13 protein-coding genes are annotated in these 14,405 nt (G+C 70.1%); 7 read left to right on the top strand and 6 right to left on the bottom strand.

What is annotated here, in order from left to right; genetic code table 11:
- Window positions 1-32: 32 nt before the first annotated feature.
- A complete protein-coding gene (locus ABNF97_RS05650; protein ID WP_486484868.1) occupies window positions 33-473 on the bottom strand; it encodes a winged helix-turn-helix domain-containing protein in 441 nt (146 codons plus the stop codon).
- 347 nt (window positions 474-820) lie between these two features.
- On the opposite strand from ABNF97_RS05650, the gene ABNF97_RS05645 reads away from it, so the two are divergent.
- Complete coding sequence (locus ABNF97_RS05645; RefSeq protein ID WP_130465217.1) at window positions 821-5,218, top strand: S8 family serine peptidase; 4,398 nt, start codon at window positions 821-823, stop codon at window positions 5,216-5,218.
- A 201-nt stretch (window positions 5,219-5,419) separates the two neighbouring features.
- On the top strand, window positions 5,420-6,190 hold the full coding sequence (locus tag ABNF97_RS05640) for a hypothetical protein (protein WP_130465218.1): 771 nt from the start codon (window positions 5,420-5,422) through the stop codon (window positions 6,188-6,190).
- An 88-nt stretch (window positions 6,191-6,278) separates the two neighbouring features.
- Here the strand turns inward: ABNF97_RS05640 and ABNF97_RS05635 are convergent, their stop codons facing one another.
- Together ABNF97_RS05635 and ABNF97_RS05630 are read right to left on the bottom strand one after the other, a co-directional pair.
- Window positions 6,279-7,136 (bottom strand): DUF2510 domain-containing protein, encoded by an 858-nt coding sequence (locus ABNF97_RS05635; RefSeq protein WP_349337861.1) that lies wholly within the window; start codon window positions 7,134-7,136, stop codon window positions 6,279-6,281.
- A gap of 213 nt (window positions 7,137-7,349) precedes the next feature.
- On the bottom strand, window positions 7,350-8,144 hold the full coding sequence (locus ABNF97_RS05630; RefSeq protein WP_130465220.1) for a hypothetical protein: 795 nt from the start codon (window positions 8,142-8,144) through the stop codon (window positions 7,350-7,352).
- A 404-nt stretch (window positions 8,145-8,548) separates the two neighbouring features.
- On the opposite strand from ABNF97_RS05630, the gene ABNF97_RS05625 reads away from it, so the two are divergent.
- Window positions 8,549-9,319 (top strand): hypothetical protein, encoded by a 771-nt coding sequence (locus tag ABNF97_RS05625; protein ID WP_130465221.1) that lies wholly within the window; start codon window positions 8,549-8,551, stop codon window positions 9,317-9,319.
- Between the two features lie 182 nt (window positions 9,320-9,501).
- Window positions 9,502-10,176 (top strand): DNA alkylation repair protein, encoded by a 675-nt coding sequence (locus tag ABNF97_RS05620; RefSeq protein WP_130465222.1) that lies wholly within the window; start codon window positions 9,502-9,504, stop codon window positions 10,174-10,176.
- Here ABNF97_RS05620 and ABNF97_RS05615 read toward each other — a convergent pair.
- The 3 genes from ABNF97_RS05615 to ABNF97_RS05605 form a co-directional block, all read right to left on the bottom strand.
- Window positions 10,142-10,399 carry a hypothetical protein gene (locus ABNF97_RS05615; protein WP_130465223.1) on the bottom strand — a complete coding sequence of 86 codons (258 nt, stop codon included), beginning with the start codon at window positions 10,397-10,399 and terminating at the stop codon, window positions 10,142-10,144. The two genes, ABNF97_RS05620 and ABNF97_RS05615, sit on opposite strands and share 35 nt — an antisense overlap.
- Window positions 10,389-10,685, bottom strand: coding sequence for a hypothetical protein (locus ABNF97_RS05610; protein WP_130465224.1), 297 nt, complete (start codon window positions 10,683-10,685; stop codon window positions 10,389-10,391). The genes ABNF97_RS05615 and ABNF97_RS05610 overlap by 11 nt, the downstream gene beginning before the upstream one ends.
- A 313-nt stretch (window positions 10,686-10,998) precedes the next feature.
- The gene (locus ABNF97_RS05605) at window positions 10,999-12,135 is read right to left on the bottom strand and encodes an NsdA family TPR-like regulatory protein (RefSeq protein WP_130465225.1); all 1,137 of its coding nucleotides are present in this window, start codon (window positions 12,133-12,135) and stop codon (window positions 10,999-11,001) included.
- A 125-nt stretch (window positions 12,136-12,260) separates the two neighbouring features.
- Between ABNF97_RS05605 and ABNF97_RS05600 the strand changes: the two genes are divergently transcribed.
- The 3 genes from ABNF97_RS05600 to ABNF97_RS05590 all read left to right on the top strand — a co-directional run bounded on the left by ABNF97_RS05600 (window position 12,261) and on the right by ABNF97_RS05590 (window position 14,278).
- Window positions 12,261-13,361, top strand: a complete 1,101-nt coding sequence (locus ABNF97_RS05600; protein WP_130465226.1) for a helix-turn-helix domain-containing protein — start codon at window positions 12,261-12,263, stop codon at window positions 13,359-13,361.
- 40 nt (window positions 13,362-13,401) lie between these two features.
- Window positions 13,402-13,608, top strand: a complete 207-nt coding sequence (locus tag ABNF97_RS05595) for a hypothetical protein (protein ID WP_130465227.1) — start codon at window positions 13,402-13,404, stop codon at window positions 13,606-13,608.
- Between the two features lie 265 nt (window positions 13,609-13,873).
- Window positions 13,874-14,278, top strand: a complete 405-nt coding sequence (locus tag ABNF97_RS05590) for a hypothetical protein (protein WP_130465228.1) — start codon at window positions 13,874-13,876, stop codon at window positions 14,276-14,278.
- Window positions 14,279-14,405: the final 127 nt, after the last annotated feature.

Below are 14,405 nucleotides of genomic sequence, written 5' to 3'. Positions count from 1 at the left end.
GGCACCCGGCGGGCCGGCCGGGCGGCGGCGGGTCAGTGTCCGGGGGCGAGCCGGTAGCCGACGCCGCGTACGGTCTGCACCTGCGGCCCGCCCTCGACGGCGCGCAGCTTGCGCCGCAGTCGCTTCACCGCGGAGTGCAGGATGGCCGTGTCGCCGAGGTAGGCGCCGCCCCAGACCGAGGCGAACAGCCGCTCGTACGTCCACACGCCGAGCGGCGGGCTGGCCAACCGGGCCAGGAGTTCCCGCTCCAGCCTGGTCAACGGGAGTGGCTCGCCTCGCCAGGTGACCAGGTGGCCGCCCGGGTCGACGGAGAGGTCGCCGAGGCTCACCGGCCCCGGATCGGATTCCGGCGCGTTGCCGACCATCGGAAACAGCATCGCCCGCAACTCGGAGAGGTCTGAGCAGATCACGACCGTGCCGAAGTCATCCAGTCGTCGAACCACCCGTTCCCGTACCGCGACATCCGTGGACACACACACAACGAGCGGGACCTCTCCGCTTCCCACCTGGCTCCACTCCTCCCCCGGTCGGTTGCGGGCCCTAGCCAAACGGGTTTGACCGGGCGAGTCAACAGCGACGCTAACCGATATAAGTCATTCGACCCAGTCCTGACCGAGATACGCCTCGTTACTGCCTAGATACTGGCCGACATCGGGCATTGATCACTACCCCTCGGAGCAAGAGCATTACCCCTAGCCAAAGTGGGGGGCGCTGTCTGTAAGCGAACGTCCGACCCACGCGCGCGGCAGCACCGGGCAACCCGGAGCTGGGGAACTGGCTCCCGAGGACGGCTCGGGACGCCGAACAGTGGGGAGGAACCATGCCGGACCGTTCCGGACGGAGTTGGGTCGAACGACCAAGACGCTGGCGGTGGGTGGCTGTCGCGGCCGCCGTACTGCTCGGGATCACCGCACAACCCGCGGTCGCCACGGCGGCCGGCCCCGAGGCGGAGGTGAGCCACGAACTGCTCTCCGAGCTCGCCGCCGAGGGCAGCACCACGTTCACTGTCTACCTGCGAGAGCGCGCCGAGTTGAGCGCGGCGGCGAAGCTGGCCGACGTCGACGACCGGGCAACCGCGGTCTACCGCACGCTCACCGCCACCGCCGAGCGCAGCCAGCGCGACCTCCGCGCCGACCTGGACAAGCGCGGCGCGACGTACCGGTCGTACTGGATCGCCAACGTGTTGCGGGTGGAGGGTGACCGCGCCCTGCTCGACGCGATCGCGGCCCGGGACGACGTGCGGAGCATCGAACCGAGCCGTACCTACGAGCTGGTCAAACCCAAGCCGTTCCGCGCCACCACCGACGCCGGTACCAATGCGGTCGAGTGGAACATCAGCAACATCGAGGCGCCCCGGGTCTGGTCCGAGTTCGACAACCGCGGCGAGGACATCGTCGTCGCCAACATCGACAGCGGCGTCCAGTTCGACCACCCGGCGCTGCGCAACGCCTACCGGGGCAACACCGGCAGCGGCGTCGACCACAACTACAACTGGTTCGACCCGGCCGAGGTCTGCGCCAACCCGGCGCCCTGCGACAACAACGGCCACGGTACGCACACCATGGGCACGATGGTCGGCGACGACGGTGCCGGCAACCAGATCGGCGTGGCGCCCGGCGCCCGGTGGATCGCCGCCAAGGGCTGCGAGACCAACACTTGCTCCGACGGCTCCCTGCTCGCCGCCGGCCAGTGGGTACTCGCCCCGACCGACCTGAACGGACAGAACCCCCGGCCCGACCTGCGCCCGGACATCGTCAACAACTCCTGGGGCGGCGGCCGCAACGACGAGTGGTACAAGCAGACCGTGGTTGCCTGGCGGGCAGCCGGCATCTTCCCCAGCTTCTCCGCCGGCAACGACGGGCCGGGCTGTAACACCACCGAGAACCCCGGCGACTACCCGCTGACCTACGCCGCCGGGTCCTACGACATCAACAACAACATCTCCTCCTTCTCCGGCCGGGGCGTGTCCAGCATCGACGGCTCGGTGAAGCCGAACATCGCCGCGCCGGGTCACGACGTCCGGTCCAGCGTGCCCGGCAACGGCTACGGGATCGGCCAGGGCACCTCGATGGCGGCGCCGCACGTCTCCGCCACCGTCGCGCTGATCTGGTCTGCCGCGCCCGAGCTGAAGGGCAACATCCCGGCGACCGAACGGCTGCTCGACGACACCGCCACCGACGTCGAGGCGCTCACCTGCGGCGGCACCGTCGACGACAACAACACCTTCGGCGAGGGCCGGCTCAACGCGTACCAGGCGGTAGCCGCGGCACCGCGCGGCGACACCGGCCGGGTCACCGGCACCGTCACCGACGCCGCCACCGGCGACCCGGTCGCGGGCGCCCAGGTGCGCACCGGCACCGTCGGCACGGTCACCGACCCGGACGGCCGGTACGCCCTGGTCCTGCCGGTCGGCACCCACGAGCTGACCGCCAGCGGCTACGGCTTCAACCCCGCCACCGCCACTCTGACCGTGGCCCAGGGCGACGTACTCACCCAGGACTTCGCCCTCGACAAGGCCCGGATGGTCACCGTCGCCGGCAAGGTCACCGACGGCTCCGGACACGGCTGGCCGCTGTACGCGAAGATCGAGGTCTCCGGCCGACCCGGCGGTCCGATCTTCACCAACCCGGTGACCGGCGCCTACTCGTTCACCGTTCCGGCCAGCGCCACCTACCAGCTCGACACCACGGTGGTCTACCCCGGCTACCGTGCGGTCAGCACCGAGGTGGCGGTCGGTACCGGCTCGAAGACGGTCAACATCAGCGCCGCCGTGCTGCCGGCCTGCACCGCCGCCGGCTACACGGCCGGGATCAGCGACCCGCTGCTGACGGAGAGCTTCGACGGCACGTCGGCCCCGGACGGCTGGTCGGTGGTGAACCGGACCGACAAGGGCGGCTGGGCCTTCGACGACCCGGGCGGCCGGACCAACCTGACCGGCGGCACCGGCAACTTCGCGATCATCGACAGTGACAAGCTGGGCAGCGGCAACACCCAGGACACCGATCTGATCACCCCGCCGCTGGACTTCTCGGCGACGGGTGCCCCGCTGCTGAGGTTCAACAGCGACTGGCGGGCGGTCGGGATCAGCGACACCGCCGACGTCGACGTCTCCACCGACGGCGGTACGACCTGGACCAACGTCTGGCACCAGACGTCCAGCCGGCGCGGCCCCCGGGTCGAGGAGGTACCGCTGGACGCGGCGGCCGGCGCGGAGGACGCCCGGGTACGGTTCCGGTTCAACGGCACCTTCGCCTGGTGGTGGGAGGTGGACAACGTCCAGCTCGTCAACCGGACCTGCACCCCGAACCCGGGCGGACTGGTCGCCGGCTTCACCAAGGACTCCAACACCGGCGACCCGCTGAACGGCGTCACGGTGGCCAGCGCCAACCAACCGGCCGACAAGGGCGTGTCGGTGGCGACGCCGGACGACCCGAACATCCCGGACGGCTTCTACTGGCTCTACTCCAGCCTGACCGGGGCGCAGCCGTTCACCGCCAGCCTGTCGCCGTACCGGGCGATCACCAAGCAGGTGACGGTGCCGGCGGACGCCACCCGGCGGGCCGACTTCGCGCTCAAGGCGGCCCGGCTGACGGTCACCCCGACGAACCTGGAACTGCACCAGCCGTACGGCAGCACCCGCAACGTCAACGTGACGGTGACGAACACCGGCAACGCGCCGACCACCGTGCGGTTGATGGAGCGGAGCGACCGGTTCAGCCTGCTCTCGGCGAAGGGCGCCGAGCTGGTCGAGTACAAGATGAAGGGGCTGAGCCAGAGCCGCACCGGGACCGCGTACGGGCCCGGCACCGGGACCGCCGCCGCGACGCCACTTGTCGACGACGCGTGGACCCGGGTGGCCAACCTCCCGGCGTCGATCTTCGACAACTCGGCGGCGACCCTGGACGGCAAGGTCTACTCGATCGGTGGCGGTTCCGGCACCGGTAACGAGCGCAAGTCCTGGGTGTACGACCCGGCCAGCGACGTCTGGACGGCCCTGCCGAACATGCCGACCGCGCGGTCGAAGCCGGCGGTCGCCGCGCTGAACGGCCGGATCTACGTGGTCGGCGGCTGGGGTGCCGGTTCGGCCCCGGTGGCGACGATCGACGTGTTCGACCCGGCGAGCCGGACCTGGAGCACCCTGCCCGAGGTGACCAACCCGGCGCCCCGGGCGGCGGCGGCGTTCGCGACCAGCGGCGGCAAGCTGTACGTCATCGGCGGCTGCGGCGACAACGAGTGTTCCGCCGACACCGCGGACGTGACGGTCTTCGACCCGCTCACCAACACGTTCGACACCGCCGCCGACTATCCGCAGGGTTCGTCCTGGATGTCCTGCGGCGGCATCGGTGGCAAGGTCTACTGTGCCGGTGGCGTCGGCGTGACGGAGTTCAAGAACGGCTTCGTCTACGACCCGGCCACCGACGCCTGGAACCCGCTGCCGGACATGCCGCTCGACCTCTGGGGCTCGCAGTACGCGGCGGCCGGCGGGATGCTGGTGCTGGCCGGTGGCGCCACCGCCGCCTCGACCACGCTGACCAACCGGACGGTGGCGTACGACCCGGCGGCCGGTGCCTGGGTGAACCTGCCGAACGCGCAGTTCGCCCGCTACCGGGGCGCCGGGGTCTGCGGCGCGTACAAGGTGGGTGGTTCGCCGAGTTCGTTCGTCGGGTCGGCCGAGACCGAGCGGCTGGGTGGGCTGGAAGCCTGCCTGGAGGCGGGCGACTCGTCCTGGCTGAGCACCACGCCGGACAGCTTCACCCTGGCCGCCGGGGCGTCCCGGACCGTCAAGGTGACTCTGACGGCGACCGCGGCGGCCGGGGTCGCCCAGCCCGGCACCTACGGCGCCGAACTCGGCCTGGTGGCCGAGAGCCCCTACCCGGTCCCGGTGGTCGGGGTGGAGATGAACGTCTCCCCACCCGGCACCTGGGGCAAGGTCCAGGGCACGGTGATCGGCCGGACCTGCGGCGGCGCCGAGGTGCCGCTGGGTGCGACGGTCCGGATCAACCGGGTCGGCGATCCGTCGACCGGCTACACCCTCTCCACCACGGACAAGGGGGCGTACGCATGGTGGCTGCCGAGGGGCAGGTACGACGTCATCGTCGCCAAGGACGGCTGGGTGCCACAGGTGAAGCGGCAGCAGGTCCAGGCCAGCCTGGTCAGCACGCTCGACTTCACCCTGGAACCGGTGATTCCGTGTCCCGCCCGGCTGGGCGGGATCTGACCGGCGGCCGGGCCGGGTGCTGACCCGGCGGTGACTGCCGAGCGGCGGTGCCCGCCGCCCCCGTCCGGGGGCGGCGGGCACCGCCCTTGTCGTCAGGTGCCCACTCGGCGCCGGGTCCGGCCGGCCCGCTGCGTCGGGCGCGTTGACAGCGACGCGCTATGCATTGACAGCGACGCGGTACCCGTTGGTAGCGTGCCGGTCATGATCGACGAGGCCGGATCCGTGCCGCCGCAGCACGTGCTCTGTGTGCTCGGCGCAGGGCTCGACCTCGACGTCGTGGCCAGGCTCGCGGCCGAAATCGGCGGCCCGGACTGCATCCTCGACACCGAGTACTCCCGTCCGGAGCCCGACTCGCGGATGGTCGCCTCGTTCCGGTCCTCGCTGGGCAGTCCGAGTTTCACCGACGCCGACCGGCGGGCGGTCAGGGAACACGACACGGTGGCGTACCTGCTGTCGCCGCCAGCGACCCGGCAGACCGCGATCGAGGTGTCGCGGCGGATGCTGGCGTTGACCGCCGCGCTGCTCCGGGCCGGCGCCACCGCGGTACGCAACGAGAGCAGCGGCCTGGCACACGGCCGGGACCGCTGGCTCGACCTCGCCGACCGGGCCGCCGCCACGACCGACGACCCGACCCTGGCCGTGGTGCTGCACCGGGCGTGGGTCAAGCGACCGATCACCGACGGCGTCGCGGTGTACAGCTGCGGGATGCACCTGCTCGGCGCCCCGGACGTCGAGCTGCGCGCCGGGCCGCCGACCGGGCCGGCCGAGGTCGACGCGCAGGTACGCGTCCTCGACGCCCTGGCCCGCTACCTGCTCACCGAGCCGCGGGCCGGGCAGATCCGCGACGGTGAGACGTTCGCGCTCGCCGCCGACGCCCCGCACTGGGTGCTCGGCAGCCGCGGCTGCGCCCGCTACGACCCGGACGACCTCTACCGCAACCCGTACGGCTACTGGTGCCTGACCCCCGGATAGCCGGAGGAACGCGGCCGGGTGACGCCCCGGCCGAGGATGGGACGATGGGCGACCCGTCCACCACCGCCGCTGGGCGCCCCGGGCCCGGCTAGCGGGCCGGGGATGCCGGCTTGGGCTTGGTCTCGAATCCGGGGCAGGCGAGGAAGAGTGCGAAGATCCCGGCGAAGACCGCCAGCCCGGCACCCCCGGGGTGTACGTCTTCGATGTCGGCGTGCGGCGTGCCGAAGTGCACGGCGATCAACGACGCGAAGAGCAGCACCTGGAGGAGGCCGGCCCAGGGTGCGTGCCTGCCGGGCCGGCTCACCGCGATCGTCGTGGCGGTGGCGACGAACGCGACGAACGCGTGCAGCAGCCCCACTCCCTGTGCGTACGCGCGCTGCCATCCGCTCGCCTGCACGTTGGTCGCGTCGACCCAGTCCACGAAGTCGAAGTAGTGGACGGTTATCGGCGGCATACCGAGGCGGAGGATGTGCCCCCAGGGCAACACGACGAAGCCGATGAACAGCAGGCCGAGAGCGACGACGAGCAGCAGCATGCGCCAGGTCAGCCAGAACAGCCACCGCCCCTGGTCGACCGGGGCCACCGTCCCGGGCGGCGTACCCGTCGCAGGCGGTCCGGTGTTACCGGCTCCCGCCGGCACAGCCACGACGGGCAGCACCGGCGGCGCCGCATCGACCGATGCGGGCCCAGCGCCCGGCGATGCCGGCGTGCTGGACGCGGGCGACGATGCCGGCGTGCTGGACGCGCCCGGCGGTGTCGGCGTGCTGGACGCGCCCGGCGGTGTCGGCGTCGAGCCTGGCGGGAGAGTGGCCGCCTCGCCCACGGCGGGCAGCGGGTCGACGACCGGACGCTGCCACCCGTCGAGAGCCTGCGGCGTCCACAGTGTCCCGTCGAACCAGCGCAACGGGTAACGGCCGGAGGGATCGGGATACCACCCCGGTCGCATGCCGTCCTCCCCGAGCCGCCGAACAATTAAGTGCCGCCGAACAACCAAGACTAGTACCGGCGACGTGCACCAAGGGACGGGCCGGCCGGGTCGGGTTCTGCCGACGCGCCGACCGGCCGGCGGCGCCCTGCTCGAAGAAGAGTGGCATGTCCTCGAACCGTGAGCCGAGCACGGTCACCGCCGCTGGGCGGTGACCGCGCCGCGGCATGCCGGTTACGCCCGGAGCTGGCTCAGCGCCGCCTCGGCCACCGAGGCCGCCGACAGCCGCTTCGACCCGTCGATGACGGCCTGCCAGTTGGGGTAGTTCACCGGGGAACCCCAGTGCCAGAGCCCCACCTCGTAAACGCTGTAGTCGCCCACGTTCTCCCACCAGTGCGGCGGCTCGGGAGCGGGCTTGCAGGAGTACCAGGCGTAGACCCAGGACGGGTCGGGGTTCATCTGCCAGTACTCCTCCGACACGTTCGGCGTCGCCTGACAGTACGGGGTGAACCGCTGCTGGACCCGCTCGAAGGCGCCGATCAGCAGGGTCTTCAGCTCGGTGGTGCTGAACCGGGCCTGCGCCCGGGCCACCAGTGCGATCGGGCCGACGGTGCCGAGCGCGATGCCGAGCTGGTTCTTGGCGCTGAGGGTGGCCACCGAGCTCCAGAGGCTGTTGATCAGCGTGACGCAGGAGGTGACGTCCTGCGCCCAGCGCTGCTTGAGGCTGAGCGAGAACTCCTCGATGTCGGCGAACTCCAGCAGGTGGTGCTCGGCGCAGGCCCGCGCCTCGGCGGTCGCCAGTCCGTCCAGGTGGGCGATGATGGTGTTCCGGGTGCTGTTGATCTGGACGATGATCCGGCTCGTCGCCTCCTCGATCGTCATCCCGCCCTTCTCCGAGCTGCTGAAATAGCCGTACGCCTGTAGGGCGAACTGGGCCACCGCGACGATCGTGCCCGGATCCACCGCCTGGGCCGGTCTGGCCGCGCCCGGCACCACCACGGCGGTCGCCACCACCGCCGCCGTGGTCATTTTCAGCAGTCTCCGCTTGATACCGCCTCGCCTCATACCGCCTCGCTCCACTCCGCCACGCTCCATTCCGCCTTCGAGGGCCCGGCCGACGCACGCCCGCCCGGTCCTCACCGGACGCGGTGCGCTCCGGCACGAGGGCGGGAAGGCGGACATCGACATCGATGCTGATCGACGCCAGGGCGGCGTCACGCGCACGCTAGTGACGGCCACTGGACGGGGACTGGACCCGGACTGGACCGCACGCCACCTCGGCATGTTCCGCCGGGCACCGCCACCGAGGGGGAGCGCGACCAGGTCCGCCGCCCGCCGCCGCCCGCCCCGGCCGGGCCGGTCCAGTGAGTCTCCAGTAGGGGTCCAGTCGGGTCCGAGACTCTCACCGCACCAGAGGAGAGAGGAGACTATCGATGAAAGGCAAACTACTGCGGGGGTTCGCCGCGACAGCGCTCGCGCTCGCCGTCATGCTGCCCGGGGCGACCCAGCCGGCACACGCCGACCCCGACGACACCAACAACTCACTGGTCGACATGCTCGACCTCGCCCTCAACCTGCTCGGGCGGGTCGGGGACGGGAACGTGTCGCCTGCGGACCTGGCGGCGATGACCCAGGACGTCATCAACGCGCTCAACGAGGCCGAGTCTGCGGTTATCGCCCACATCGACGCGATCGCCGTGGCCGACATCCGCGACGACGCCACCGCCGCCATCATCGAGTTCGAGGACATCAACAACTTCGCCGAGGAGACGTTGGAGGACTGGGCCCAGGACGTCACCCACGACGCGGTACGGGCCAGCAGCTATCTGGACGCGGTCTCCGGCAAGGCGGCGATCGACGACGTCGGGTACGCGGTCGTCACGCTCTTCCCGATCGCGATGGTGGCCCGGGCCCGGGCCGGCTTCGGCACGACGAACCTGCGTAACCAGTACCGGGCCGCGCTGCAGAAAATCGTGGACAAGCTCGCCCCGACCTGCGAGTACTACAACCCGGAACCGAACGCCATTCCGGTCATCCGGGCCTACACCTGCGAGGTCTACGGCATCCACACCGCGACCCAGTTGGAGCAGTACTGGCTCGGTGACTGGCAGTTGGGTCCGATCGTCCCGGCGGCCGTCGAGGCGGCGTCGTACGCGAACACCAGCCGCGCGGTGGCGATCGAGTCCCTAAGCCAGTTGCCGTAGCGGGTGCGCCCGGGGGCGGGCGGGGCGGAGCTCGCCCCCGGGTCCGGGAACGTGGGACGTGGGACGTGGGACGTCGACGAGGCTTTCAAGGCCTCGGTGTCGTCCAGGATCATCGAGCCGACCAGCACGGGACTTCCGTCGTAGGCTGCATCCCGGACACGCTGGACAGGCAGGAGGCTGGGATGGCCGGGACGACGCTGACCGAGACGGTGCTGGCCGAGCTGGCCGAGCTGGAGGACCCGAAGATCCGCGAGGTGAACGAGAAGCACGGCGATGATCACGGCGTGAACCTCGGCAAGCTACGCGCGATCGCGAAGCGGCTGAAGACGCAGCAGGAACTGGCCGGCCAGCTCTGGGAGACGGGTGATTCCGCGGCGAGACTGCTGGCAACCCTGATCTGCCGCCCGAAGGCGTTCACGCGGGACGAGTTGGACGCGATGTTGCGCGACGCCCGCACGCCCAAGGTGCACGACTGGCTCGTGAACTACGTGGTGAAGAAGAATCAGCACGCCGAGGAGCTACGCCGGGCCTGGTTCGCCGACCCGGATCCGGTGGTCGCGAGCGCCGGCTGGGCGCTGACCATCGAACGGGTGGCCAAGAAGCCCGAGGGCCTGGACCTCGCCGGACTGCTCGACACCGTCGAGGCGGAGATGAAGGACGCCCCGCCCCGGTTGCAGTGGGCGATGAACCACTGCCTGGCGCAGATCGGCATCGACCACGCCGAGCACCGCGCCCGCGCGATCGACATCGGCGAGCGCCTGGGCGTACTCAAGGACTATCCGACTCCCCCGGGCTGCACGTCTCCGTTCGCGCCCGTCTGGATCAGCGAGATGGTGCGCCGACAGCACGCCGGGTAGCAGTATGGCGCCGGAGCCCGGCGAGTTGGACGTACACCTCGCGCTTGCCGACCGCCTCGCCGCGCCCGTCGAGCACATAGCCGGAGAGCCAGACCCAGCCGTGGTACGTCGGTTTCGGGTCCACCGACACCACCCGGAACACCAGCGCCCGGTCCCCGGAGAACTGCACCGACGCCCGACCGTCGATCCGCAACAGGTCCCCCGGCCGGGGCTCATCGGGCATACCTGGCCAGGACATCCACCCGGGCCATCAACTCCATGCACGGCACGTGCGGCGCGACACTCTCCCAATGACAGGACAGCGGATCATGACCGCGTACCCACACCCAGAGGTGACCGCCGTCGGAGCGGGTGATGCCCCTGTCGACCCGGACGATCCGGATGTCGACATACCCGTCGACGTCGGCGCCCCGGTGGTAGTGCGACCACTCACCGGGCTCGAACCGTATTCGGGTGTCGACCGGCACCTCCGGGATCGCCGGCGGCGGGATATGCGGCGGCCGGGTCACCGGTTCGGCCCCGCTACCCGCAGCCAGCGTCGGCCGTCCCAGCGGTAGTCCCGGACCCGGCGGCGCCGGATCCAGCGTCGTACGGTCAGCAGCACGTCATCACCTCCAGGTGCGCCACGACGCCCCGAAACACAGGTCACGGAACGCCGCTCGGCGGGCGGATCAACGGGGCCGGCCCGGTGCGTCCAGGGGGACGGCGCCCCGGACCGGCCAGGACACCGGCCGGGCCTCGGAGCCACATGACCCGGACGGCGTTCCTCAGATCAGAGTGGGACGCCTGCCTGGCGAGATCCAGCGTGTCCGCGTCCGCGCGTCAGCCTGCGGACAGGCTGCGGACAGCGTCAGCAACCTGCGCCGCCAGCGGACGCGACCCCGTCGAGAGGGCAATCGCCCGAGCGCGATCCAGCGCATCCCCGGCAGCCGGCCCGTCACCGGCCAGCGCCAACGCCCGAGCCAGCTGCACGACCTGGCGACCGTGCCAGTCGGACCCTCGCGACTCGACCGGAGTGGCGGCGACCCCGGCGGTCAGCAGTTCGGCAGCCCGGTCTGCGTGTCGACGGTCAGTCTCGGCGAGGTGCCGCAGAGTGATCCCCTCCTGGATCCGGAAGAAGCTCTCGGTATACCAGTAGCCCGATGGCGGCAGATCTTCCGACGACTGCTCGGCCGCCAGGTCCCGCAGTCGGGCCAGCAGCGGGAGCACCTCGGCCGCGTCGACACCGGCCATCGCCAGGCCGCGCGCGGTCTGGCCAGCACAGTACGCCCGCAGTCCCGGATAGACGGTCGGGTTGCGGCCGGCAGTCCGTGACAGGCCGATCATCTCGCCGATCTGGCCCTGCCCCTCGGCGAGGTGGGCACGGAAGGACAGCACGGTCGCGACCATCGCAGGGTTATCGGCCTCGGTCGCCAGCTCCAGGCCCCGAGCAAGCCACCGGGCCGCCGGCTGGCCAGCACCATCGGCGATGAACAGCCACCCGGCGAACTGCGCCCACTGGCTCGCCAGGTCGACCAGCCGGGGGCGTAGGGCGCACCGGGCCTCGCCGACCAGCGCGGTCACCAGGTCGAGCTGGGCCCGGACCGGCCCAAGTACCGCAACGGCGCCGACGGCGTCCTCCAGTCGGCGCTGGGCGGCGAGTAGGTCAGTGAGCGCGTCTATGGCGGCCGCGTCGACGCGGCGGGGGGCGGCGGCCACGTAATCCAACCGATCCGCATCCCCTGGGGGTGGGCCGGCGGGCCGGACCATCCCGGCTAGTCGACCGCGCGCGTCGAGCGCCTGGTCGAGCGCGGCAGCGGTTTCGACGGTGGGCCGGCGGCGCCCGGTCTCCAGGTCGTGAATCTGGCTGCGGGAGGTGAGTGCCGGGCCGGCCAGCTCGCGAATGCTCAGGCCAGCTTCCTGGCGGAGGCGGCGCAGTTCGACGCCGAATCGCGGGTCCACGGCAACGGGGCGCGGCATCGGGCCTCCCAGATGGGGCTGGGGTGGCGGCGATCCAGGCCCTACCCTGGCCGCCACTTCGGACGGTACACCGGCCAGTTGCTGGGTGCGAACCATCTCGTCCGCCGACGTGCGATTATCGCACTATGGCTGGCGAGCAGCAGGACTGGCGTCGTGTCGGCGAGCACCTGCGGCAGGCACGACTGTCGGCAGGCATGTCGCAGCAGGATCTTGCGGACGGTGTCGGGCTCGACCGAACTATGTTGGCAAAGGTCGAGGCCGGTAGTAGGCGCCTTGACGGGGTCGAACTATCGCGATTGTCCCGCGCGCTCGGCGTCTCGATGGAGTACCTGATCGAGCCACGGCCAGCGGTGTTGTCTCGACGGACAGCGATGCTGAGCAAAGAGACGGACACCGAGGCAGCGCGCTCGGCCGAACGTCTGGAGATCGCTTTGGTGGAGTGGCTGCGCAACGTGCAGCAGCTCATAACGATCGGCGTTCTGCAGGCCCCTCCGCTGATCCGATACCCCGGCAGAGTCTCATCCGAAGCTGATGCCAGGCGGGCGGCTCAGTGGTTGCGGGAGCAGACCGGCTTCGGTGATGAGCCAATTGACAGCATTATGGATCTCTGCGAGCGTGCAGGTCAGTGGGTGCTTGTTACTGACTTGCCTGGCGACGGCGCGTCCCTCGTCGAGGGAGAGTTGGCCGTTGCCGTGGTAAGCACACAGGGCGATCCCGGCCGCCGACGAGCGACTGCAGCGCACGAACTTGGGCACCTGATAGTTGGAGACGAGTACTCCAGCGATCTGGGAGTCAGCACGTCCCGCGCGGATCGAGAAGCGGTGATCGACGCATTTGCTGCGGAACTGCTGCTGCCGGCCAGTGTGATGGCCAGAGAGCAAGGCGCTGGGAACGCAATCCGGGCTCGGGTTATCAAGAACGCTGCCCTGTACCGCACGTCCTGGGTGCTGGCTCTGCGGCAGGCTGAGCAGGCCGGGGTTATCGATGCCGCGACGCGTCGCGCTTTGAGCGCCCCTCGGCCTACCCGGGCGGAGTTCATGGAGGCTTTAGGCTGGGCGCCGCAGCCCGATCTTGCCGCAGTGCGTGTACCGCCGAGCTACGCACAAGCGGTTATCGAGGCGTGGCGGGCCAGTCGAATCAGCCGCACAAGGGCGGTCGAGTTGATGTATGGCCAGATCACTGATGCCGACCTTCCGGAGGAGTACGATCCGGAGCCTGCACCGTGAGCCTGGCATGTCGCCGAGGTCGATTCTTGTACTCGATACCATGCTTCTGGCGCACTTCACCCTCGCTGATCGGCTGGACGTCCTCCAAGACCTGCTCTTGAAGGCGGACTGCTGGACGACGCAGGTGGTCATAGAGGAACTACGATCCGGAGCGCGGACTCGTCCAGAACTGGTCGCCGCCTGCGAGGTGGACTGGCTGGCCGCGACGTTGGTCATCCTCCACATCGATCACACCCGCACCACATGACAGCGCTCAGCAATCAGCCGCCTGCCGAGAGTGGCTCACTCAGCCAAGGCATTCGAGAGGCGGTCGACGCGGTGCTGATGCCCCGGCGTGCTCGCCATCTGGGACTACAGGCTGGGGCAGCCTTGGAGACCTACGTACCGCAATCCGCGTAGGGGCAAAGCCGCTCCGCGACGTATGAGCCTGCCCCGGATTTCTGCGAGGCTGCCAACAGTGCAGGTGGCGTCCGCGCCCCTGACAACCCGGCGGAATCAACGGGAGGATCACGATGCACAAACGAAGAATTACCCTGCTGCGTGCGATCTGCGTAGTCGCCACGGTCTGCCTCGGCGCCCTGGCCCCCGGTGCGGCTTCGGCATCCAAGCCCGCCGAAACGCTCGATGCCCCTAACTGGGTCTTCAACGCCACGACTATCGGCATCGGAGTGATGCGTTACTGGGACGGCGACTACGACCGGGGAAAGTACGACGCCGTCCTGCCGAGGGTGATGTTCTCCGACTATGCGTTCGGGTGGAACGAGACCAGGGGCGTATACATCGGTCCCGGGTATCGGGGTCAGATATGGAATGTCGGGACGGGGGCCGTGTCGTACTACGGCTGCTCCACGACAGGACATCAAATCCATCTCCGTGAAGGCTACAACTACCACGTTCAGAACGTGTCCCGCTGCTAGTACGGCAGCCGCCATTGGCGGTCTGACCTCGTGGGATGTGGTGGGGGTGTGTAACGTGGACGCAGCCGCCTGTTGATCATGTGTTTGTGAGGACTACAGGATCGAAGGCGGCTGCTGCTGCCAGGGT

The organism is Plantactinospora sp. B6F1 (genome assembly GCF_040120695.1).
Taxonomy (GTDB): Bacteria; Actinomycetota; Actinomycetes; order Mycobacteriales; family Micromonosporaceae; genus Plantactinospora.
This window is presented reverse-complemented; position numbering and strand designations above follow the sequence as displayed.